Below are 20,829 nucleotides of genomic sequence, written 5' to 3'. Positions count from 1 at the left end.
GGGCGCCGATGCATCTGCAAGCTCCGCACGGAAAAGACGATTTTGATGTCCGACACCCTCACCGACACCACCGGACCCGCGATCACGATCAACGGGACCGACGCCGACGGGATCACGGCCGAGGACAGCGCGTCGCACGGCCGCCACCGCGGCCCGTCCTCCGCCGACGACAGCCCCGGGGCCGGTGCGCACGGCCGCCACCGGGCCGCCGGCCAGGGCTGACAAAGGGTCGGCCACCGCACCGAAGGGCCCGCCGAGAAGACTCCCGGCGGGCCCTCGCGCGTACCGGGCGTGCGCTCAGTCCAGGGTGACGACCGTCCGCAGGGCCTCGCCGCTGCGCATCTGGGCGATCGCGTCGTTGACGTCGGCGAGCGCGACCCGGTGCGTGACCATGCCGTCGAGGTCGATCCGCCCGGCCCGCCACAGGTCGACGACCAGCGCGATGGTGGACGGCACGGGTGCCCCGCCGTAGAGCGAGGGCAGCAGGCGCTTCTCGTTGAAGAACAGCTCGCCCATGGTGAACTGCGCGAGGTCGTCCTGTGCCCCCGCACCGATCACCACGACCGCGCCGCCGCGCCGGGTGGCGTCGTACGCGGCGCGGACGGTGGCCGAGCGGCCGACCGCCTCGAAGACGTAGTCGTAGCCGCCCCCGGGCAGGCCCTTGGCGGTCGCCTTGAGGCCCTCCGGGGCGACGGCGTCGGTGGCGCCGAAGGCCAGCGCCCGTTCGCGCCGCGAGACCACGGGGTCGACGACGGTGATCCGGCCCGCACCGCAGACCCGGGCACCCTGGACGGTCGCCACGCCGACGCCGCCCGCCCCGATCACGGCCACCGAGGCGCCGGGCTCGACACGCGCGGTGTTGACGGCGGCGCCGACGCCGGTGGTCACCCCGCAGCCGATGAGCGCGGCGGCCTCGTACGGGAGGTCGGCGGGGACCTTGATCACGGCGTCCTCGGCGACGACGACCTCCTCGGCGAACGAGCCGGTGCCGTAGAACCCGGACGCGTCGACCGCCGCGCCGCCCTCATCGAAGCGGAAGCCGGGCGCGCCGAGGCGCCGCAGGCTCGCGACGCAGAGGTGGCCGCGGCCGCGCTCGCAGTGCGCACAGCGCCCGCAGGGGGCCATCCAGCACAGGACGACGCGGTCGCCGGGCACGACCGACCGCACGCCCTCGCCGACCTCGACGACGTCGCCCGCGCCCTCGTGGCCGGGCACGAACGGCGCCGGCTGGGGCAGCACGCCGTTCATCGCGGAGAGGTCGGAGTGGCACAGGCTGGCCGCGCGCATCCGGACCCTGACCGTGCCGGGCCCGAACCCGACCGCCGTCACGTCGTCGCGGACGTCGAGCGTGTCCTGCCCGGTCTTGTGCAGAACGGCTGCGCGCATGGGGCTGCTCCCGGTGTGCCTCGGATCCACGGTCGCGCCGATTCTGGCACGGGCGCGGGGCGGCGACTAGAACACGTTCCAGCGGCGGTCCCGGGAGGAGGTGCCGACGTACCGTCGAGTAGGGTCCGAAAACGGATCGCCGCACCGGCGTCCGCACCCACCCCCGTACCCACCCATCACAAGGAGCCGCCCCATGTCCGACCTGCTGGAGAGCGTCCGTCCGGCGGACGAGGTGGTGGCGGCGTTCGAGGCGGCCACCGGGTTCATGCCGGTCGACGAGGGCCTCGCGCTGTACGCGGCCGCGGTCACGGCGGCGCGGCGCACCGGGCTGCCGGTCCTGGAGATCGGGACGTACTGCGGGCGCTCGGCGGTCCTGCTGGCCGCGGCGGCCCGGGAGACCGGGACGGTCGCGCTGACGGTGGACCACCACCGGGGGTCGGAGGAGCAGCAGCCGGGCTGGGAGTACCACGACCCGACGCTCGTGGACCCCGAGGTCGGGCTGATGGACACGCTGCCGACGTTCCGCCGGACGCTGCACGCGGCCGGACTGGAGGAGCACGTGGTGGCGCTGGTCGGCCGGTCGCCGCGGATCGCGGCGCTGTGGGGCCGTCCGGTCGGCCTGGTGTTCATCGACGGCGGGCACACCGACGAGCACGCGACCGGCGACTACGAGGGCTGGGTGCCACACCTCGCCCCGGAGGGCCTGCTGGTGGTGCACGACGTCTTCCCGGACCCGGCGGACGGCGGCCAGGCGCCCTACCGGGTGTACCTGCGGGCGCTCGCGGAGGGCTTCGAGGAGGTCTCCGTCACCGGTTCGCTGCGCGTGCTGCGCAGGCGTGCACCGATGCTCTAACGTCGTGCCGGAGCCGCCGGGCGGGGGGTCCGGAGGGTACGGTGGCCGCGCCACACCAGGCAGCGAGCGGCAACGGGACACGGCGGCACCAGACAGAGCGACGGCGGACGGTGGGGGCTAGCGGCACATGACGGACCAGAACAACACCGCTCCGGCGGTCTGGGACCCCACCGCCCGCGGCGGCGCCGGCGGCTGGGTCCGCGGCCCCCAGCAGCCCAACCCCCAGCAGTCCGGCCGGCCCCGGCCGGACCAGCCGCAGCAGCCCGCCGACGCCGCGCCCCCGGCGCCTCCCGCGCGCCCGGTTGCCCCGCCGCCCGGCCCGGGCGGGGTCGGCGACCAGGGCCCGCCGCTGGGCGCCCGCCCCTACCTGGCGACGGCCCCGGGCTACGACGCGCCGACCGCGCCCGCCTACCCGTCCGCCGCGCCGCCGCCCCCGCCCGTCCCGCCCGCGTCGCCGTTCCCGGCCCACGCGAGCGCCCAGGCCCCCGGCCCGTACCCCGGCCCCGGCTACCAGTACCCGCCGCGGCCCGGCTACCCGGCCCAGCCGGACCACCCGGCCGGCTACGAGGACCTGGACGACGACGAGGAGCGCCCCACCAACCGCAAGGCGCCCCTGCTGATCGGCTTCGCGCTGCTCCTGGTGCTGGCGGTCGGCGGCGGCCTGCTGATGGCGGTCAAGGACGACGACACGAAGGACCGGGCCGCGCCCGCCCCGGCCGCCACGGCCACCGACCCGGGACCGTCCGGCCCCCCGCAGCCGGCCCCGGCGCCCAGCGGTTCGGCCGGCGACCCGAACGCCACCGCGACCGACCCGGCCTCGGCGGGTGCGACGCCCAGCCCGTCCGCTACCACCGCCGGGCCGAACGCCAAGGCCCAGGCGGGCGCGCTGGACGACCTGCTCACCCAGGGCGAGAGCGCGAAGGCCCCGATCGGCAGCGCGGTGGCGAAGGTCAGCAGCTGCCCGGCCAAGGCCGACATCGCCGACGCGGCGCAGGTGTTCGACAACGGCGCCAAGCAGCGCGACGAACTGCTGCGCAAGCTGGGCGCCTTGAGCGCCTCGGACGTCCCGGGCGGCGCGGACGCCATCCAGTCGCTGAAGTCGGCCTGGCAGCTGTCGGCCGACATCGACCGGGCGTACGCGGCCTGGGCTCGCTCGGTGGCCAACCAGGGCTGCTCCGGCACCGCCCCGACCACCGCCGACAAGAAGCACGCCGACGAGCTCAACCCCCAGGCGACGCAGGCGAAGAAGGACTTCGTCGGCAAGTGGAAGCCGATCGCCGACGCGTTCGGCCTCACCGCACGGACCCAGGACAGGATCTGAACCGCTCGTGACCGGCCCGACGAACCGCCCTCCCCGCCGTTCCGCCCTGCTGCGCACCACGACGGTGGTCGGCGCGGCCGTACCGCTCTGCCTCGCGGGCTGGTTCGGCTGGCAGGCCGTCAGCCACGACGCGCCCGCCGGCGCGACGACCGCCGCCGGCACGGCCGTCGCGAGCGCCGCGCCCGGGGCGGCACCGCCGTCGACGGCCACCGCTGCGACGCCCGAGGGCACCCCGACCGCCACGCCACCCGCCACGCCGTCGGCCGCCCCCACCGCCACGCCCGGCGCCGGAAGCACCACCACGCCCACCGCCGGGGCCACCGCCTCGACCGCCCTCACCGGCCGCACGATCCTGCTCGACCCCGGCCACAACCCCGGCAACTCCTCGCACACCACCGAGATCAACCGTCAGGTCGACATCGGCAACGCCCGCAAGGAGTGCGACACCACCGGCACCGAGACCGACGCCGGCTACACCGAGGCCGACTACACCCTGGACGTCTCCCGCCGCGCCCGCGCGATCCTCACCGCCCGCGGCGCCACCGTGGTGTTCACCCAGGACGGCGACCGCCCGTGGGGCCCGTGCATCGACGAGCGCGCCAGGGCCGCCGCCGACGCCCACGCCGACGTGGCCCTCTCCGTGCACGGGGACGGCGGTCCGGCGAGCGGCAGCGGGTTCCACGTGATCATGCCCGCCAAGGTGGTCGCCGGGAAGGCGGACAACTCGGCGATCGTCGAACCGTCGCACCGGCTCGGCCTGCTGCTGCGCGAGCGGTTCCACGCCGCGACCGGCGAGCCGTTCGCCGACTACATCGCCGAGAACGGCCTGGACACCCGTTCCGACCTGGGCGGCCTCAACCTCTCGACGGTCCCCAAGGTGTTCATCGAGTGCGGTAACATGCGCAACCCGGCGGACGCGAAGCGGATGACGGACCCTCAGTGGCGGCAGAAGGCGGCCGAGGGGATCGCCGACGCGCTGACGGCGTATCTGACCTCGCGGGGCTGACTCCGGTGGCGCTCGCTGCGCCGTTTGCAACGAATTCGCCCCGTTCCCGGTCCCCGCTGTGCGCCGGTGGGGCGGTTGGCCCTAGGCTTCTGGTCCGTTCGGGGGTTCCCGGCCGGTCGGCGCGACCGGGCGGACCGCCGTCCACGAACCGTCAACGAGGGGAACGTAAGTGAATCTGCGCGCTCTCACCAGGGGAGACGCCGCCGTCGCAGGCGCGGCCGTCCTGCTCTTCATCGCCTCCTTCCTGCCCTACTGGACCTTGAGCTGCTCCGGGGCGTACTGCGCGAACATCGACACGTCGCAGAACGCCTGGAGCACCGCGCTGTTCCCCATCCTGCCCTCCATCTACCTGCTGGGCATCGCCGCCGCCGCGCTGATCCTGGTGCAGCGGTTCCAGGGCCCGGCCGCGGCCAACCGCCAGGTCCTGGGTCTGCGGCTGGACCAGTGGGGCACCGCGTTCGCGGTGACCGCGCTGTGGACGTCCATCTGGGCGCTGGGCGGCGGCAGCACCGGTCCGAGCGTCAGCCACGGCTTCGGCGCCTGGCTCGGCTTCATCTCGCTGATCGTGCTCGCCGGCGCCGCCGCGGCCGGTCCGCTGGTGCCCGCGCTGAAGGCGCCGCTGGTGACCGACCGTCCGGCCGTCCCGTACCAGGGGGGCTACCCGACGCCGGGCCAGCCCGGTCAGCCCCAGCCGGGCCAGTACGGCTACCCGGTGCAGGGCCAGGACCCGAACCAGGCCCCGGCGTACGGCGCCCAGCCCGGCGGCTACGGCTACCCGGCCCCGGGTGCGCCCGGCCCGGCCGGTCAGCCCGGCCCGCAGGACATCACCCCGGCTCCGGTCGCCGCACAGCCGGCCCCGGCCCCGGCGGCCGACTTCGCGCCGTTCTGGTTCGCCGTGCCGGCCCCGCGGACGCTGGCGCCGAAGGACAACCCGGTCGGCGCGCCGATCGGCGAGCTGGTCCCCGGTACCTGGTACCTGGCGGTCGAGCAGCGCGGCACCGCGCTGGTCGCCCAGCTCCAGGACGGCACCCAGGGCGTGCTGGCCGACACCTCGGGCATCCAGCGCGGCTGAACGGCCACGCAGCGGGAAGGGGCGGGACCACCTCGTGGTCCCGCCCCTTCCGCGTGTCGCGACCCGGCCGCCTCAGCAGCAGTCCTGGACCACCAGTCCCTCCGGCAGGTCGTCCCCGCCGAACACCGCGACCGTCGCCGGGTCGCCGCCGAGCGCGGCGACGGCGAGCAGCAGCGCGCCGGCCGTCCAGGTGGTGCGCTCCTCGGGCCAGACGGCGTCGTCCTCGAACACGTACCCGGTCCAGTAGGAGCCGTCCTCGTGCCGCAGGTGCTTCTGGATCCAGCGCAGGATGTCCACGGCACGGTCGGACTCGCCGATCGCCCAGAGCGCGAGCGCGAGTTCGGCGCTCTCGCCGCCGGTCACCCACGGACGGTCGCTGACGCAGCGCACGCCGAGGCCGGGGACGACGAAGCGGTCCCAGTCGCGCTCGATCCTGGCCAGTGCCGCCTCGCCGCGCAGCGCGGTGCCGAGCACCGGGTAGTACCAGTCCATCGAGAAGCGGTCCTTGTCGAGGAACCGCTCGGGGTGGTGGGCGACGGCGTGCCGCAGCCGGCCTGCCGCGAGCTCCCAGTCGGGCTGCGGCTCCTCCAGGTACTCGGCGACGGCCAGGCCGCAGCGCAGCGCGTGCAGGATGCTGGAGGAGCCGGTGAGCAGCGCCTCGTCGGTCGCGGTGCCGTCCTCGTCGAGGCGCCAGGAGATCGGGCCGCCGGGCAGCCGCAGCCGGACGATGAAGTCCAGGGCACGGCGGACCACCGGCCAGATCCACTCCAGGAACGCGTCGTCGCCGGTGCTGAGGTGGTGGTGCCAGACCCCGACGGCGATGTAGGCGCAGAAGTTGGTCTCCTTGGCCCGGTTGGAGACCTCGCCGTCCGTGTAGGCCGCGTACCAGGAGCCGTCCGGGTTCTGGTGGGCGGCGAGCCAGCGGTAGGCGGCCTCGGCGGCGGCGTGCTCCCCCGCGGTGTCGAGGGCCATCGCGGCCTCGGTGTGGTCCCACGGGTCGAGGTGGTGGCCGGTGAACCACGGTATGGCGCCGTCGGCGCGCTGCTCGGCGAGGATGCTGCGGACGGTGCCGGCGGCCTGCTCGGCGTCGAGCACCCCGTCGAGCAACAGCACCTCGGGGACGGCGGCCGTCATGCGCCGGCCCGCCGCGGCTTGGAGGCGTAGGCGACGAAGCTCTTACCGATGACCGGGTTGAGGGCCTTCTCGGCGGCCTTGGTGAGCGTGCTGATCACCGGGGTGCCGACGATGTCCCAGACCAGCAGCTGGTGGTAGGCCTTGACGGGCAGCGCCTTGTCGTTGTCCACGCCCACGGCGCACTTGATCCACCAGTACGGCGAGTGCAGCGCGTGCGCGTGGTGGGTGCCGTAGGGCTCCAGGCCGACGTCCTTGAGCTTGCCGAGCAGTTCGTCGCCGCGGTAGATGCGGATGTGGCCGCCCTCGACCTCGTGGTACTCGTCGGACAGCGCCCAGCAGATCTTCTCGGGCAGCCAGCGCGGCACGGTGACGGCGAGCAGGCCGCCGGGCTTGAGGACCCGGAACATCTCGTTGAGCACGCCCTTGTCATCGGGTATGTGCTCCATCACCTCGGAGATGATGATCTTGTCGAAGTACTCGTCCTCGAACGGCAGCGCCAGCGCGTTGCCCTCCATCGCGGTCGCCGACGCGCCCTCGGGGGCCTCGCCGGCCTGCTCCATCGCGGCGAACCACTTCTTGACCTCGGCGATCTCCTCGGCGTTCTGGTCGAGGGCGATCACGTTGGCGCCGCGGCGGTAGCACTCGAACGCGTGCCGGCCCCCGCCACAGCCCAGGTCGAGCACCCGGTCGCCGGGGGCGAGCGGGAAGCGCGAGAAATCGACGGTCAGCACTGCAGGGCTCCCATTCCTTTTGCTACCAAGCGTCTTGCCATCAAGCGCGTTTGACGCTTCATCAGATCTCACGCACGCCGGTCGGCGCCGCGGACCGGCCCGGACTCAGGGCACGTACCGCCAGCCCGGCCCGGAGCGGGCCCGCGCGCCGACCCCGGTGGCGATCGCCGCGCGGTAGGCGTCGGCGGTCAGTTCGGCGGCCCGCTCCCAGGTGAACCGGGCCAGCACCCGCTCGCGGCCGGCGGCCCCGAGCCGCTCGCGCAGCGCCGGGTCGTCCAGCAGCCGGCCGAGCGCCGCGGCCAGCGCGCCCGCGTCCCCCGGCGGCACGGCGAGGCAGGTCTCCCCGTCCGGCCCGGCCACCTCGGGGATCGCGCCGCCGGTGGTCGCCACCAGTGGCGTGCCGGTGGCCATCGCCTCGGCGGCGGGCAGCGAGAAGCCCTCGTACAGCGACGGCACGCAGGCCACCTCGGCCGAGCGGTACAGGTCGACCAGCTCCGGGTCGGTCAGCCCGCTGCGGAACTCGATGTGCTCCTCCAGCCCGAAGCGGCGGACCGCCTCGGCGACCGGGCCGTCCTCCTTCTGCGGCTTGCCGACCACGACCAGGTGCGCGGGCCGCTCGGTGCGGACCTTGGCCAGCGCCTCGACCAGGTACACCAGGCCCTTGAGCGGGACGTCCGCGCTGGAGGTCGTGACGATCCGCCCGGGCACCCGCGCGACCTCCGCCGACGGGGACCACAGCCGGGTGTCGGCGCCGATCGGCACCACCGAGACGGCGCCGGGCGCGGCGCCCAGGTGCTCGGTGATCTCCCGCTTCGAGCTGCCGGAGACGGTGATCACGTGCTCCAGCCGGGTGGCGACGCGGCGCTGCATCCGGGTGAAGGCGTACCAGCGGCGCAGCGACAGCCGGCGCATCCAGGTGGTGGCCGCGTCCAGCTCCAGCCGCCGGTCGACGGTGATCGGGTGGTGGATCGTGGTGACCAGCGGGAAGCCGTGCCGGGCCAGCCCGAGCAGGCCGTAGCCGAGGGTCTGGTTGTCGTGCACGACGTCGTAGCGGCCCTTGTGCCGGGCCAGGTACTGCCGGGCGCGCAGCGAGAACGTCAGCGGCTCGGGGAAGCCGCCGGTGCGCATCGTGGCGAACTCCAGCACGTCCACCGGCCCGCGGAACTCGCCGCGCCCGGGCGTGCGGAACGGGTCGTCCGCGCGGTACAGGTCCAGGCTGGGCAGCTCGACGAGGCGCACCGAACCCGGCCCCTCGACCTCGTCCAGGACGGCGTACGGCTGGGCGCCGATCACGTCCACGTGGTGGCCGAGCCTGGCCAGCTCACGGGACAGGTGACGCACGTAGACGCCCTGGCCACCGCAGAACGGGTCGCCGCGGTACGACAGCAGGGCAATCCGCAGCGGCTGCGCGGTCATCCTGGGCCCTCTTCTCTAGCTGCTATCTGTGCTGCCGGTCGCTAAAGTAGATCAGGTTTCAGTGGCTGTGGAACTCGTCATCGGCCATGTGAACAATGAGAGACCTCGAAGATACCGGCCCGTAGCTTTCCCTCTGGAGCCAGGGCTGGTGATTCCCGCCACGCCGACCCGGCCGACGCCGGGTCGACGGTGCGCCGCCCCCGTGCGGCGCACCGCCACCCACGCGCCCCCGGGAGCACCCCTTGTCGTCGCCGAGCACGTCCGCGAGCCCCGCCGCCCCACCGGCCGGCGAGCCGCCGCTGACCGCCCGCCAGGCCGAGCGCCGGCGGCGGATCCTGCGGGCCGCCACCGCCCTGGCCGCGCGCGGCGGGTACGAGGCGGTGCAGATGCGGGAGGTCGCGGAGAGCGCCCAGGTCGCCCTCGGCACGCTCTACCGGTACTTCCCGTCCAAGGTCCACCTGCTGGTCGCGGTCATGCTCGAACAGTTGCAGGGCCTCCAGGAGCACATCCGGCGCCACCCGCCGACCGACGACGAACCGGCGCTGCGGGTGGCCGACACGCTCACCAGGGCGTTCCACGCGCTCCAGCGTGAACCGCTCCTGGCGGAGGCCATGGTGCGGGCGCTGTCCTTCGCGGACCGTTCGGTCGGGGCCGAGGTGGACCAGGTGAGCTCCGCGACCGGACAGCTCATCCTGGACGCGATCGGCCAGTCCGGGCCACCGAGCGAGAGCCAGCGCGCGGCCGTCCGGGTGATCGAGCACACCTGGCACTCGGCACTGGTCTCCTGGCTCTCCGGCCGCTCCTCGATCGCCGAGGTCCGGGCCGACCTCCACACGGCGGCGCGGCTGCTCACACTGCCGTGAGGCCTCCGCGGGCCCCTCTTACTGGAACGTGTTCCTGATCCGGGCGGCCCGGTGCCCGGCATCGGCGGCTAGAGTCGACGGGCAGCAGAACTTCATCCCGTCCTTCTCCCGGGGGAAGCCGGTGCGAGTCCGGCGCTGACCCCGCAACCGTGTGGACGGCCCTGTGACGGGCCGGCCGAGTCGGAGCGCCCGGGGAGGGGCGAGCGGCCAGTCCGGACGCACCCGTCCGGCACCGTCGAGGACTACGGCAGGGCCCCGCCGGGCCCGCACCGCTCACCGAAAGGCACACCTCCACCATGCTCACCGCCGCCCGTCTGGGCGCCGCCGCACTGTCCGCCGCACTGCTCACCGGCGCCGCCGCGCCGGCCCTCGCCGACACCCCCTCCCCGTCGGCCGCCGCTGCCCCCGAGGGCCTGTACGGCAAGGGCGACCCGACGTACGACGGGGTGTGGCGCCAGTCCCTCGCGCTCACCGCGCTCGCGGCGGCCAAGGTGACCCCGGCCGACCAGGCGGTCGCCTGGCTCACCGGACAGCAGTGCGAGGACGGCGGCTGGCCGTCCTACCGGGCCGCCGGCGCGGCCTGCGACGCCAAGACCGAGGACAGCAACGCCACTGCCGTCGCCGTCCAGGCCCTCGTCGCACTCGGCGGGCACCAGGACGCCGTCGACAAGGGCGTCCAGTGGCTCAGGACCGTCCAGAACGCCGACGGCAGCTGGGCCTACAACCCCGGCAACCCGGGCGACGCCAACTCCACCGGCCTCGCCGTCAACGCCCTGTTCGCCGCGAAGACCGACCCGGCGGGCGTCGCCAAGGACGGCAAGAACGCCTTCGACGGGCTCGCCCGCTTCCAGCTCGGCTGCGCAGCCCCCGCCGACCAGCGCGGCGCCTTCGCCTTCCAGCCCGACGCCGCCTCCGGCGCCCTCGCGCCCAACGCGCTCGCCGCCGCCCAGGCCTCGCTCGCCGCGGCCGGCGGCCGGCTCCCGGTCACCGCCGGCGTCCGCTCCGACGCCGCGCCCAAGCCGCTGACCTGCCAGGACGGCGCCGCCGCCACCCCCGTCGCGCACGCCGACTCGGCGGAGGCCGCGGGGGCGTACCTCACCGCGCAGCTCGGCGCGGGCGGCAACCACCTCACCCTCACCATGCCGGGCGCCACGCCCACCCCCGACTACACCGCCACCGCCTGGGCCGCCCTCGGCCTCACCCAGAGCGGCCACCCGCAGCAGGCCGCCGGCGCGGTGGACTGGCTGACCCAGAACGGCGCCGCCTGGACGAAGGGCGGCACCGACGCGGGCGCCGCCGCGACGCTGCTCCTGGTCACCCAGGCCGCCCAGCGGGACACGGCCGCGCTGGTGCAGCAGCTCACCGCGCTCGGCCCGGCGCCGAAGGCCACGGCTCCGGCCGCCGCGGCCGCTTCCGCCGCTCCCGCCGCCGAGAAGAAGAAGGACGGCGGCATCTCCCAGTACTGGCTGATCGGCGTCGGCCTGCTCATCGGCATCGGCGGCGGCCTCGTCCTGAGCCTCCAGCGCAAGCGCGCCCCGAAGCTGTGACGTCCACCCCCCGCCACGCCGCCGGGAGCCCGGGGCTCCGGGCGGCGGGCGGGCCCGGCCGCTCTGCCGGGCCCGCCAACGCCCCCACCACCGAAGGCCGTACCGTCCCCGCCGGGCGGCTCACCGCGCTCCTCACCGGCCTCCTCGCCGTACTGCTCGTCGCCGGTTCCGCCGTGCCCGCCGAGGCGGCCGGGTACCGGTACTGGTCGTTCTGGAAGGGAGCCGACGGCGGCTGGGCCTACCAGCAGCAGGGCCCGTCGGTCCACCTGCCGGCGGACGGGAGCGTCGACGGGTGGCGGTTCGCCGTCAGCCCGGACGGCGGGCAGAACGCCGCGCAGCCCCGCGCCGGCACCGACTTCGCCGCCCTCTGCGCGAGCACGCCCCCGCAGCAGGGCCGCAAGCGCGTGGGCGTCGTCCTCGACTTCGGTACGGCCGACGACGGCGCCTCCGCCGAACAGCCGCCCGAGCAGCGCACCGCCTGCGCCGCCGTCCCCGCGAACGCCACGTCCGCCGAGGTGCTCGCCGCCGTCGCGCCGCCGCTGCGGTACGACACCAACGGCCTGCTCTGCGCGATCGCCGGCTACCCGAAGGCCGGTTGCGCCGACCAGGTCGGCGCCGGCGGCAAGGCGGGCAGCGGCACAGCGACCGGCGGGACCGCGGCCGACGGCACAACGGCCAAGGACGACGGCAGCGGCCCGGACCTCGGCCTGATCGCCGGCGGCGTCCTCGTCGCCGCCCTCGCGGCCGGTGCCGTCTGGCAGTCGCGCCGCCGCCGTCCCCGATGAGCCACCGATGAGCCGCCACCGATGAAAGCGCCCGCCATGCGCGTATCCCGTCAACTGCACCCCGGCGCCTGGTGGTTGTGGGCGCTCGGCCTGGGCGCCGCGGCCACCCGCACCACCAACCCGGCGATCCTGCTGCTGCTCGCCGCCGTCGCCGGCTACGTCGTCGCGGCCCGGCGCGGTGACGCGCCCTGGTCGCGGTCGTACGGCGCGTTCCTGCGGCTCGCACTGTTCGTCCTCGGCATCCGGCTGCTGTTCGCCGTGCTGCTGGGCTCGCCGGTCCCCGGGACGCACGTGCTGTTCACGCTGCCCGAAGTGCCCCTGCCCGCCTGGGCACAGGGAGTGCGGATCGGCGGCCGGGTGACCCTCGAAGGCCTGCTGGCCGCGCTCTACGACGGGCTGCGCCTGGCCACGCTCCTGGTGTGCGTCGGCGCCGCGAACGCGCTCGCCAGCCCGGCCCGCCTCCTGCGCGCCCTGCCCGGCGCGCTGTACGAGGCCGGGGTGGCCGTCGTCGTGGCGATGACGTTCGCGCCGAACCTGGTCGCCGACGTCCGGCGGCTGCGCGCCGCCCGCCGCCTGCGCGGCCGGACGGACAAGGGCATCGCCGCCGTACTGAGCGTCGGACTGCCCGTCCTGGAGGGCGCGCTGGAGCGTTCGGTGGCGCTGGCCGCCGCGATGGACACCCGCGGCTTCGGCCGCACCGCCGACGTCCCGCGGCGCCTCGCACGGGCGACTGCCGCGCTCACCCTGGCCGGCCTGCTGGGCATCTGCCTGGCCGCGTACGGCCTGCTGACCGCCGGGGGCGCCGGCTGGGCGCCGCCCGTCCTGCTGATCGGCCTGGCCGCCGCGTTCGCCGGACTGCTCCTCGGCAACCGGCGGTCCGTCAGGACGCGCTACCGGCCGGACCCCTGGGCGCTTCCCGAGTGGCTCACCGCCGGTTCGGGCGCCGCCGTCGCCGCACTCACCGTCTACCTCTCCACCCGCGATCCCGCCGCCTTCGCGCCCACCGTCGTGCCGCCGAGCGTCCCCGTGCTGCCGGCGGCCGCCGTCCTCGCCGCACTGCTGGGCCTGGTACCGGCGTTCGCCACCCCGACCCCGCCCCGGAGGGCTTCGTGATCACCTTCGAGCAGGTCTCCGTCCAGTACGCGGACGCTCCCACGCCGGTGTTGAACGGCCTCGACCTGACCGTCCCCGAGGGTGAACTCTGCCTGCTGGTGGGCCCGTCGGGCTCCGGCAAGTCCACCCTCCTGGGCACCGTCAGCGGGCTCGTCCCGCACTTCACCGGCGGCACCCTGCACGGCCGGGTCACCGTCGGCGGCCGGGACACCCGCACCCACCGCCCGCGCGACCTGGCGGACCTGGTGGGCACGGTGGGTCAGGACCCGGTCGCGCACTTCGTCACCGACACCGTCGAGGACGAACTCGCCTACGGCATGGAGTCCCTGGGCCTGCCGGCCGACGTCATGCGCCGCCGCGTCGAGGAGACGCTCGACCTGCTCGGCCTCGCCGACCTGCGCGACCGCGCCCTCGGCTCGCTCTCCGGCGGCCAGCAGCAGCGCGTCGCGATCGGCTCGGTGCTCGCCGTCCACCCGCGCGTGCTGGTCCTGGACGAGCCGACCTCGGCGCTCGACCCGGGCGCGGCCGAGGAGGTGCTGGCCGTGCTGCAGCGGCTCGTGCACGACCTCGGCACCACCGTCCTGATGGCCGAGCACCGACTGGAGCGCGTCGTCCAGTACGCCGACCAGGTACTGCTGCTCACCCCGGGCGCCGCACCCGCCCTCGGCGAACCGGCCGAGGTGATGGCGCACTCGCCGGTGCACCCGCCGGTGGTCGGCCTCGGTCGCCTCGCGGGCTGGCGGCCGCTGCCGCTGTCCGTGCGCGACGCCCGCCGCAAGGCCGCCGGACTGCGCGAGCGCCTCGACGGCCGACACCCGGCCACCGCGCCCTCCCCCGCCGGCTCCCCTCTGGCGGTCGCCGACCGCCTCGCCGTCCGACGCGGACCCGTCCACGCCCTGCGCGGCGTGGACCTCGCCCTCCGCCCCGGTGAGATCACCGCGCTGATGGGCCGCAACGGCGCGGGCAAGTCGACACTGCTGGGCAGCCTCGTCGGCCTGCACGCCCCCGCCTCCGGCACCGTCCGGGTGGGCGACCGCACCCCGCACCGCACCCGGCCCGCCGACCTGATCCGCCGGGTCGGCCTCGTCCCGCAGGACCCGCGCGACCTGCTCTACGGCGAGAGCGTCACCGCCGAGTGCGCGGCGGCCGACACCGACGCGGGCGCTCCTCCGGGCACGTGCCGCGCGCTGGTCGAACGCCTGCTGCCCGGCATCGCCGACACCGCCCACCCGCGCGACCTGTCCGAGGGCCAGCGGCTCACGCTCGCCCTGGCCGTCGTCCTCACCGCCCGGCCCCCGCTGCTCCTGCTCGACGAGCCCACCCGCGGCCTCGACTACGCGGCCAAGACCCGGCTGGTGGAGATCCTGCGCGGCCTCGCCGCCGAGGGCCACGCCGTGCTGCTGGCCACCCACGACGTCGAGCTGGCCGCCGAACTCGCCCACCGCACGGCCATCCTGGCCGAGGGCGAGATCGTCGCGGACGGCCCGACGGCCGAGGTCGTGGTCTCCTCCCCCGCGTTCGCCCCGCAGGTCGCCAAGGTGCTGGCCCCGGGCCCGTGGCTCACCGTCCACCAGGTGGCGGAGGCGCTGGAAGCATGACCCGCCCCGTCCCCCTCGGTTGCCGCTCCGTCACGGCTCTCTCCCTGACGTCCCTCGTCGGGGTGACGGCCTTCGGCTGGCCGCTGCTCGCCTCGACCGAGTCCGCCCTGGTCGGCCACTCCGTCGACGCCCCTTGGCTGTTCGCCCTCCTCCTCCCCCTCCTCCTCGCCGTCGTCATCGCGCAGATCAGCGAGGGCCGGTCGGCGGGCGGCGGCGCTCCGGGCCTGGACGCGAAATCCGTCGCTCTGCTGGGCGTCCTCGCCGCGGCGGGCGCCGCGCTGCGCCCGCTCGGTGCGGGCACGGCCGGCCTGGAGCCGATGTTCTTCCTGATGGTGCTCTCCGGCCGCGTCCTCGGCCCGGGCTTCGGCTTCGTCCTCGGCTCGCTGTCGATGTTCGCCTCCGCCCTGCTGACCGGCGGCGTCGGCCCGTGGCTGCCGTTCCAGATGCTCGCGATGGGCTGGGTCTGCCTGGGCGCCGGCCTCCTCCCGGGCACCGCGAGCCTGCGCGGCCGGCGTGAACTCGTCCTGCTCGCGGCCTACGGTGCGCTCTCCGCCGTCCTCTACGGCACGATCATGAACTTGCAGGGCTGGCCGTACATCGGCGGCCTCTCCAGCTCCATCTCCTTCGTCCCGGGCGACCCGCTCCCCGCCAACCTGGTCCGCTTCGCCGCCTACTGCCTGACGACGTCCCTCGGCTGGGACCTCCCCCGCGCCGCCCTCACCGTCGTCCTGTGCCTCACCCTCGGCGCCCCCGTCCTGCGCGCCCTGCGCCGCACCACCCGCCGCGCGGCCTTCGCGGCGCCCGTCGCCTTCCACCCGCCGGCCGAGTGACTGCCTACTCAATTGCCTTTCCCCGCAATCACATTGCACACTGGCGGACAGGATCGGGCAGCCTTGCGTCACGAACCGGCCGTCCTGCGGGGGAAGGGGAACCAGCATGACCCGGATGATCGGCAGGGTGCTCGCATCCGCCGCACTGGCAGCTCTCGGGCCGCTCCTGCTCACCACGCCGGCCACGGCCGGCAACGGCGAGTCCGCCCCCATCAACGCCTGAGTCGGCAACCCGGTCAAGGCCGGCCTGTCGCCCGGCCCCGACGGCATCGAATGGCCCGACGACCGACAACAGGACCCCGAACCACGAACGGCGCGCCCCGAGAGCTCGGGGCGCGCCGTTCGTTCAACGACCACTCAGGCCTTCGGGCCGGCCGACTGGACGACCTCGAAGGACCACAGGGTGGAGCCGGACGCCGCCGGGCGCTTCGGGGCCTCGCCGCCCTCTCCGCCGCCGCGGTGGGCGGCCTGCATGGGGCCCTCCATCCAGGCCTTGAAGTCCTCCTCGCTGCGCCAGCGGGTGTAGACCAGGTACTGGTCGGTGCCCTCGACCGGCCGCAGGAGCTCGAACCACTCGAAGCCGTCGGAGTTCTCCACCGCGCCGGCGCGGGAGGCGAAGCGCTGCTCCAGCACCTCCCGCTGCTCGGCGGGGACGGTCAGGACGTTGATCTTGACGACGGACATGCCGCTCCTTCTCTCTCGGGTGCTCCGAGCAGTCTCCTACACCTCACGCGATCCACGGCGGGAGCACCCGCTCGTCGTCCTTCGGCGCCATGCCGCAGGCGCCCTCCGGGGTGACGGCGTCGGGGTTGTAGGCGTGAGCGGGCGACAAACCCGCCACGATGGCGGTGAAGCCGTTCGCGGTCGAGATCTGGCGGGCCACATCAGCCGGGAGGACGACGGTGTCGCCGGCGGAGACAGCAAGCTCCTCGCCCGCCAGAGCCACGGACGCCGAGCCGCTCAGGAGCGTCCAGACCTGCTCGACGTCCATGGCGTGCAGCGGGCCCTGCTTCCCGGCGCCCATGTCAACGTGCCACATCGCAAGGGAAGTTGACCCCTGCGTCGGCGAGGCACAGGTGGTCATGACGGCGTTCGGTGTCTCGGTGCGGCGTGCGTCGGCGCGACGGATCACAGGCATGGCGAAGGAACCCCCTAGAATGGACAACGAAGTTGTCTATATGGTCAATGAGGTTGTCTATCGTGTCAAGCGAACCCGCCCCGCCCGGCTTCGAGCTGCCGCTACGCCTCCTGCTCGCCTTCCGGACGATCATCGACGAGCTGCACGAGCGCCTGGCGGACGAGGGACACCCCGACCTGCGGCCGATGCACGGCTTCGTGTTCCAGGCGATCGGGCCGCACGGCACCACCGCCGTCGAGCTCGGCCGACGCCTCGGCGTGTCCAAGCAGGCCGCCGGGAAGACCGTCGAGGGCCTGGAGCAGCTCGGCTACGTCGAGCGCGGCAGTGATCCGGCCGACGCGCGCCGCAAGGTCGTCCGCCTCACCCCGCGCGGGGTCGACTGCCTCGCCCGCTCGGCCCGGATCTTCGACGAGCTGCGCACCCAGTGGTCCGCCACCCTCGGCGAGGAGCACCTCCGGCAACTGGAGCGAAGCCTCCGGCTGCTCGCGCCCGGCGACCCGTTCCGGCTCGACACGCCGCGCTGGTTCGGCGCGCCGTAGAAGAGCGTCAGAGCGACCGCCCCTCGCCGCGGTGCGGCGGCTCGTGGCCCACCGGGTCGGGGCGGTCACGCGGGTCGGCGCAGAGACCGGAACTGAGCCGGGTGAGCAGGTCGGCGAGGTCGGCGTACTGCTTCTCGTCCCAGTCGCCCAGCAGCTCGGACAGCTGGGTGCGCCGGGCCGCGACGAGTTTCAGCGCGACCTGCTCCCCCTGCTCGGTGAGCCGCAGCGGCAGCCCGCCGTGGCGTGCCGCCAGCCCGCGGTCCTCGACCTCGCGGGCCGCCTCCTCGATGACGGCGATCGGCACGACCCGCCGTTCGGCCAGCTCGGCCGGCTCGGCGGAGCCGTGCTGGTGCATCTGGAGGAGCAGCCAGCTGGAGGCGGGCAGCAGGTCCAGGCCGGCGGTGGCGGTGATCCGCCGGAACAGGTCGTGCCGGGCCTCGCGGGTGCTCAGCACCGAGAGGGCGCGGGCGATTTCGTCCAGCGAGGAGCGTTCCACCGGGTTGAGGCCGATGGACTCGCTCAGGTCCGGCGCCGTCACGGTGGTGCGCAGCGTCTGCTCGCGCAGGAACAGCGACAGCACGAAGGCGACCACCGTGACGGGCACCGCGTACAGGAACACGCGCGTGATCGACTCGGCGTACGCGTGGTGGACGGCCGTCTGGACGGCGGCCGGCAGGCTGCTGACGACGCGCGGGTCGGAGCTGATCGCGTCGGGTCGGAAGCCGGGCGGCAGCGGCACGCCTTGCAGCGCGTCCGCGAGCCGGGACCGCAGGCCGCTCGCGAAGATCGTCCCGAAGACGGAGACGCCGAACGAGGCACCGATGGAACGGAAGAAGGTCGCGCCCGCGGTGGCGACGCCGAGGTCCTGGTAGCCGACCGAGTTCTGCACGATCAGCACCAGCACCTGCATCACCAGACCCAGCCCGAGGCCGAAGACGAGGAAGTAGAGGCTCATCTCCCCCGTGCCGGTGTTCTCGTCGAGCCGGGAGAGGAGCAGCAGGCCGACGGTGGTGACGGCCGTCCCGGCGATCGGGAAGATCCGGTAGTGCCCGGTGCGGGCGACGATCTGGCCGGAGCCGATCGAGGTGGCCAGCATGCCGAGCACCATCGGCAGCATGTGGATGCCGGACATGGTCGGCGAGACCTGCATGACGACCTGGAGGAAGGTCGGCAGGTAGGTGAGCGCGCCGAACATCGCGAAGCCGACGACGAAGGAGATCACCGCGACCAGACTGAAGGTCCGCGAGCGGAACAGCCGCAGCGGCAGGACGGGTTCCTCCGCCGTGCGCTCGACCTGCACGAAGGCGACGAGCAGGACGAGCCCCAGCACGCCGAGCCCGACGATCTGCCAGGAGCTCCACGCCCACGTGGTGCCGCCGAGCGAGGTCATCAGCACCAGGCAGGTCGCGACGGCGGCGATCAGCACGGTGCCGAGGTAGTCGATCCGGTGCTCGCGCTTGACCTCGAGGCCGTGCAGCACCGCCGCGATGACGACCAGGGCGACCACGCCGATCGGCAGGTTGATGTAGAAGACCCAGCGCCAGCTGAGGTTGTCGACGAACAGGCCGCCCAGCAGCGGCCCGAGCACGCTCGTCACGCCGAACACGGCGCCGAACAGGCCCTGGTACTTGCCGCGGTCGCGGGGCGAGACGAGGTCGCCGACGATCGCCTGCGAGAGCACCATCAACCCGCCGCCGCCGAGGCCCTGGATCGCTCTGAAGGCGATCAACTCGCCCATGTTCTGGGCGATTCCGCAGAGCACCGAGCCGAGCAGGAAGATGACGATGGAGGCCTGGAAGAACCGCTTCCGGCCGTACATGTCGCCGAGCTTGCCCCAGAGCGGGGTGGCCGCGGTCGAGGCGAGCATGTAGGCGGTGACCACCCAGGACAGGTGTTCCAGGCCGCCGAGGTCGCTGACGATCGTGGGCAGCGCGGTGGAGACGATGGTCTGGTCGAGCGCGGCGAGCAGCATCGCCAGCAGCAGGGCGCCGATCGGCACCCAGAGGTTGGGGACGGTGACCGCCGGCGGGCCGGGCTCGGGCGCCGGGCTCCGGCCGAAGGCAGAGGGAGGCTCCCGAGGGTCCGTCATGGCGCCTCCTGGCGTCTGCGTGGGTCGCGGGCCGGGCGGGAGCGGACGGCCCTGGCGGATGATCACTCCCAGCCACCATGCTGTCAGAATTGCCCTGCTTTGTGCCGCCTGATTGAGCCGAACGTAAGCGCCCCACCTGTCAACCGAGCACGGACCGTTCACCGGGGGCCAACCACCACCAACCGGCACAACCCCACCGTGGACGGCCGGACGGCCCTGTCCCCCCTCCGGGACGTCCTGCATAATCAGGCCCGATCGTGCGACCCGGGACCGCCCGGCCGCGCGCCAGAGAGCACGAGAACCGAGAACCGAGGAGGGCCGGCCCATGCCGGACCAGCACTGCCCGACGTGCGGCACCGCACGCTCCGCCGGGTGCGGCTGCCTCCCGGACCGGAGTCTCGACGAGACCGCCGTCCTCCCGCACGTCGAGGGCCCGCCCCTGGTCCGCCCGTACGTGCCGCAGGCGGCCGGCCAGGTCGCGGAGGAGCCGCCGGGCGCCGCGGCACCGCACACCGCACCCATGGCCGCGCCGCCGCTGGGGCCCGACGCGGACGCGTACGCCACCACCGTCCTGCCGCCCGTCCCCGGTCCCGCTCCGGACGCGTACGGACCGAACACGCACGCGCCCGAGGCGTACTCCCCGGACGCGCACGCCCAGGACGGCTACGCGACGACCGCGATGGCGCCCGTGCCGCCCGTCCCGCCCGGAGACGACCTCGGCTACTTCCCGTTCGACAACGCCGAGCCGGGCCCGGAGGCCGCCCCCGTCACCGGCCGGGCCGCGCGGAGAGCCGCCGAGCAGGCCGAGCAGAGCCCGCTCGCCCGGCACAAGCTGCTGATCGCGGGCGCCGGCGCGGGCCTGCTGGCGCTCACCGTCGGCCTCGCGTACGCCGTGACGCCCTCGTCGCAGCCGGCACAGAAGGCGCAGCCCGCGCCCACGTCGCTCGCCCCCGCGCCCGCGGACCCGACCACCGATCCCGCCCCGCAACCGAGCGCCGTGGCGCCGACGAGCGACACCCCGAGCCCGACGGCCACCCGGACGGCCAAGGCGAGCCCGACGAGGACGCCGACACCCACCCCGTCCCACACCCCGACGCCGACGCCGACGCCCACCCCGACGCCCACGCCGACCCCCACCCCGACGCCCACGCCGACCCCGACGCCGACCCCGACCCCCACGCCGCGTCTCCTGCAGCTCGGGATGGTCGGCGCCGACGTCAAGGCGATGCAGCAGCGACTCGTCAACGCCGAGTGCGGCTTCGTGGACGGCTCGCTCGTCACCGGCACCTTCGACTACTGGACCCAGTCGGTGCTCATCAGCTACCAGCACGACAACCGGATCAAGGGCGAGAACGGCGTCTACGGCCCCAAGACCCAGGCCATCCTCGCCGCGGACCCCGGCTGCTGA

The 20,829-nt window shown here is 74.6% G+C and carries 20 protein-coding genes and 1 riboswitch; of the genes, 13 read left to right on the top strand and 7 right to left on the bottom strand.

From position 1 onward, the window contains the following. Positions 1 to 45: 45 nt before the first annotated feature. Positions 46 to 222, top strand: a complete 177-nt coding sequence (locus AB0C76_RS08055) for a hypothetical protein (protein WP_359961406.1) — start codon at positions 46 to 48, stop codon at positions 220 to 222. 75 nt (positions 223 to 297) lie between these two features. Here AB0C76_RS08055 and AB0C76_RS08050 read toward each other — a convergent pair whose 3' ends face one another. Next, positions 298 to 1,386: an alcohol dehydrogenase catalytic domain-containing protein gene (locus tag AB0C76_RS08050; protein ID WP_359961403.1), complete on the bottom strand. Its 1,089-nt coding sequence runs from the start codon at positions 1,384 to 1,386 to the stop codon at positions 298 to 300. A gap of 193 nt (positions 1,387 to 1,579) precedes the next feature. Here AB0C76_RS08050 and AB0C76_RS08045 point away from each other — a divergent pair, with 193 nt between their 5' ends. The 4 genes from AB0C76_RS08045 to AB0C76_RS08030 all read left to right on the top strand — a co-directional run bounded on the left by AB0C76_RS08045 (position 1,580) and on the right by AB0C76_RS08030 (position 5,638). Continuing rightward, complete coding sequence (locus AB0C76_RS08045; RefSeq protein WP_329930973.1) at positions 1,580 to 2,239, top strand: class I SAM-dependent methyltransferase; 660 nt, start codon at positions 1,580 to 1,582, stop codon at positions 2,237 to 2,239. 127 nt (positions 2,240 to 2,366) lie between these two features. Continuing rightward, a complete protein-coding gene (locus AB0C76_RS08040; protein WP_359961400.1) occupies positions 2,367 to 3,560 on the top strand; it encodes a hypothetical protein in 1,194 nt (397 codons plus the stop codon). Positions 3,561 to 3,567: 7 nt separating this feature from the next. Further along, entirely contained in the window at positions 3,568 to 4,566 is a 999-nt protein-coding gene (locus AB0C76_RS08035; RefSeq protein ID WP_359961398.1) for an N-acetylmuramoyl-L-alanine amidase, read from the top strand. A gap of 169 nt (positions 4,567 to 4,735) precedes the next feature. Beyond that, complete coding sequence (locus tag AB0C76_RS08030; protein WP_359961396.1) at positions 4,736 to 5,638, top strand: hypothetical protein; 903 nt, start codon at positions 4,736 to 4,738, stop codon at positions 5,636 to 5,638. A gap of 72 nt (positions 5,639 to 5,710) precedes the next feature. On the opposite strand, the gene AB0C76_RS08025 is transcribed toward AB0C76_RS08030, so the two are convergent. The 3 genes from AB0C76_RS08025 to AB0C76_RS08015 form a co-directional block, all read right to left on the bottom strand. Then, complete coding sequence (locus AB0C76_RS08025; protein ID WP_359961393.1) at positions 5,711 to 6,772, bottom strand: prenyltransferase; 1,062 nt, start codon at positions 6,770 to 6,772, stop codon at positions 5,711 to 5,713. Then, positions 6,769 to 7,503, bottom strand: a complete 735-nt coding sequence (locus tag AB0C76_RS08020) for a class I SAM-dependent methyltransferase (RefSeq protein ID WP_359961390.1) — start codon at positions 7,501 to 7,503, stop codon at positions 6,769 to 6,771. The genes AB0C76_RS08025 and AB0C76_RS08020 overlap by 4 nt, the downstream gene beginning before the upstream one ends. A 105-nt stretch (positions 7,504 to 7,608) precedes the next feature. After that, positions 7,609 to 8,919, bottom strand: a complete 1,311-nt coding sequence (locus tag AB0C76_RS08015) for a glycosyltransferase family 4 protein (RefSeq protein WP_359961387.1) — start codon at positions 8,917 to 8,919, stop codon at positions 7,609 to 7,611. A gap of 242 nt (positions 8,920 to 9,161) precedes the next feature. Between AB0C76_RS08015 and AB0C76_RS08010 the strand changes: the two genes are divergently transcribed. The 6 genes from AB0C76_RS08010 to AB0C76_RS07985 all read left to right on the top strand — a co-directional run bounded on the left by AB0C76_RS08010 (position 9,162) and on the right by AB0C76_RS07985 (position 15,655). Beyond that, on the top strand, positions 9,162 to 9,782 hold the full coding sequence (locus AB0C76_RS08010; RefSeq protein WP_359961384.1) for a TetR family transcriptional regulator: 621 nt from the start codon (positions 9,162 to 9,164) through the stop codon (positions 9,780 to 9,782). Positions 9,783 to 9,893: 111 nt separating this feature from the next. After that, positions 9,894 to 9,973, top strand: a riboswitch (cobalamin riboswitch). A 105-nt stretch (positions 9,974 to 10,078) separates the two neighbouring features. Then, complete coding sequence (locus AB0C76_RS08005) at positions 10,079 to 11,329, top strand: prenyltransferase/squalene oxidase repeat-containing protein (protein ID WP_359961381.1); 1,251 nt, start codon at positions 10,079 to 10,081, stop codon at positions 11,327 to 11,329. Positions 11,330 to 11,481: 152 nt separating this feature from the next. Continuing rightward, positions 11,482 to 12,114: an SCO2322 family protein gene (locus AB0C76_RS08000; RefSeq protein WP_359961667.1), complete on the top strand. Its 633-nt coding sequence runs from the start codon at positions 11,482 to 11,484 to the stop codon at positions 12,112 to 12,114. 36 nt (positions 12,115 to 12,150) lie between these two features. Then, a complete protein-coding gene (locus AB0C76_RS07995) occupies positions 12,151 to 13,227 on the top strand; it encodes an energy-coupling factor transporter transmembrane protein EcfT (protein ID WP_359961378.1) in 1,077 nt (358 codons plus the stop codon). Beyond that, on the top strand, positions 13,224 to 14,825 hold the full coding sequence (locus tag AB0C76_RS07990) for an ATP-binding cassette domain-containing protein (RefSeq protein ID WP_359961375.1): 1,602 nt from the start codon (positions 13,224 to 13,226) through the stop codon (positions 14,823 to 14,825). The genes AB0C76_RS07995 and AB0C76_RS07990 overlap by 4 nt, the downstream gene beginning before the upstream one ends. Next, positions 14,822 to 15,655, top strand: a complete 834-nt coding sequence (locus AB0C76_RS07985) for an ECF transporter S component (protein ID WP_359961372.1) — start codon at positions 14,822 to 14,824, stop codon at positions 15,653 to 15,655. Before AB0C76_RS07990 ends, AB0C76_RS07985 begins: the two co-directional genes overlap by 4 nt. Positions 15,656 to 16,012: 357 nt before the next feature. On the opposite strand, the gene AB0C76_RS07980 is transcribed toward AB0C76_RS07985, so the two are convergent. Together AB0C76_RS07980 and AB0C76_RS07975 are read right to left on the bottom strand one after the other, a co-directional pair. Further along, positions 16,013 to 16,339 carry an antibiotic biosynthesis monooxygenase gene (locus AB0C76_RS07980; protein ID WP_188303748.1) on the bottom strand — a complete coding sequence of 109 codons (327 nt, stop codon included), beginning with the start codon at positions 16,337 to 16,339 and terminating at the stop codon, positions 16,013 to 16,015. A gap of 43 nt (positions 16,340 to 16,382) precedes the next feature. After that, a complete protein-coding gene (locus tag AB0C76_RS07975; RefSeq protein WP_359961369.1) occupies positions 16,383 to 16,694 on the bottom strand; it encodes a cupin domain-containing protein in 312 nt (103 codons plus the stop codon). 161 nt (positions 16,695 to 16,855) lie between these two features. Between AB0C76_RS07975 and AB0C76_RS07970 the strand changes: the two genes are divergently transcribed. After that, entirely contained in the window at positions 16,856 to 17,332 is a 477-nt protein-coding gene (locus tag AB0C76_RS07970; RefSeq protein ID WP_359961366.1) for a MarR family winged helix-turn-helix transcriptional regulator, read from the top strand. 7 nt (positions 17,333 to 17,339) lie between these two features. Here AB0C76_RS07970 and AB0C76_RS07965 read toward each other — a convergent pair whose 3' ends face one another. Then, the gene (locus AB0C76_RS07965) at positions 17,340 to 19,421 is read right to left on the bottom strand and encodes an MFS transporter (RefSeq protein WP_359961363.1); all 2,082 of its coding nucleotides are present in this window, start codon (positions 19,419 to 19,421) and stop codon (positions 17,340 to 17,342) included. A 325-nt stretch (positions 19,422 to 19,746) separates the two neighbouring features. On the opposite strand from AB0C76_RS07965, the gene AB0C76_RS07960 reads away from it, so the two are divergent. Next, positions 19,747 to 20,829 carry a peptidoglycan-binding protein gene (locus AB0C76_RS07960; protein ID WP_359961360.1) on the top strand — a complete coding sequence of 361 codons (1,083 nt, stop codon included), beginning with the start codon at positions 19,747 to 19,749 and terminating at the stop codon, positions 20,827 to 20,829.

The organism is Kitasatospora sp. NPDC048722, assembly GCF_040650235.1.
Classification (GTDB): Bacteria; Actinomycetota; Actinomycetes; order Streptomycetales; family Streptomycetaceae; genus Kitasatospora.
Note: the sequence above shows the minus strand (reverse complement) of the source record. Positions and strands in the feature narration are given on the sequence as shown.

Excerpts from the sequence above, each read along its gene's own strand:
- AB0C76_RS08050 (WP_359961403.1), bottom strand. The coding sequence starts at position 1,386 with ATGCGCGCAGCCGTTCTGCACAAGACCGGGCAGGACACGCTCGACGTC.
- AB0C76_RS08025 (WP_359961393.1), bottom strand. The coding sequence starts at position 6,772 with ATGACGGCCGCCGTCCCCGAGGTGCTGTTGCTCGACGGGGTGCTCGAC.
- AB0C76_RS07965 (WP_359961363.1), bottom strand. The coding sequence starts at position 19,421 with ATGACGGACCCTCGGGAGCCTCCCTCTGCCTTCGGCCGGAGCCCGGCG.
- AB0C76_RS08055 (WP_359961406.1), top strand. The coding sequence starts at position 46 with ATGTCCGACACCCTCACCGACACCACCGGACCCGCGATCACGATCAAC.
- AB0C76_RS07960 (WP_359961360.1), top strand. The coding sequence starts at position 19,747 with ATGCCGGACCAGCACTGCCCGACGTGCGGCACCGCACGCTCCGCCGGG.
- AB0C76_RS08040 (WP_359961400.1), top strand. The coding sequence starts at position 2,367 with ATGACGGACCAGAACAACACCGCTCCGGCGGTCTGGGACCCCACCGCC.
- AB0C76_RS08015 (WP_359961387.1), bottom strand. The coding sequence starts at position 8,919 with ATGACCGCGCAGCCGCTGCGGATTGCCCTGCTGTCGTACCGCGGCGAC.
- AB0C76_RS07975 (WP_359961369.1), bottom strand. The coding sequence starts at position 16,694 with ATGTGGCACGTTGACATGGGCGCCGGGAAGCAGGGCCCGCTGCACGCC.
- AB0C76_RS08045 (WP_329930973.1), top strand. The coding sequence starts at position 1,580 with ATGTCCGACCTGCTGGAGAGCGTCCGTCCGGCGGACGAGGTGGTGGCG.
- AB0C76_RS07995 (WP_359961378.1), top strand. The coding sequence starts at position 12,151 with ATGCGCGTATCCCGTCAACTGCACCCCGGCGCCTGGTGGTTGTGGGCG.
- AB0C76_RS07985 (WP_359961372.1), top strand. The coding sequence starts at position 14,822 with ATGACCCGCCCCGTCCCCCTCGGTTGCCGCTCCGTCACGGCTCTCTCC.
- AB0C76_RS08005 (WP_359961381.1), top strand. The coding sequence starts at position 10,079 with ATGCTCACCGCCGCCCGTCTGGGCGCCGCCGCACTGTCCGCCGCACTG.
- AB0C76_RS07980 (WP_188303748.1), bottom strand. The coding sequence starts at position 16,339 with ATGTCCGTCGTCAAGATCAACGTCCTGACCGTCCCCGCCGAGCAGCGG.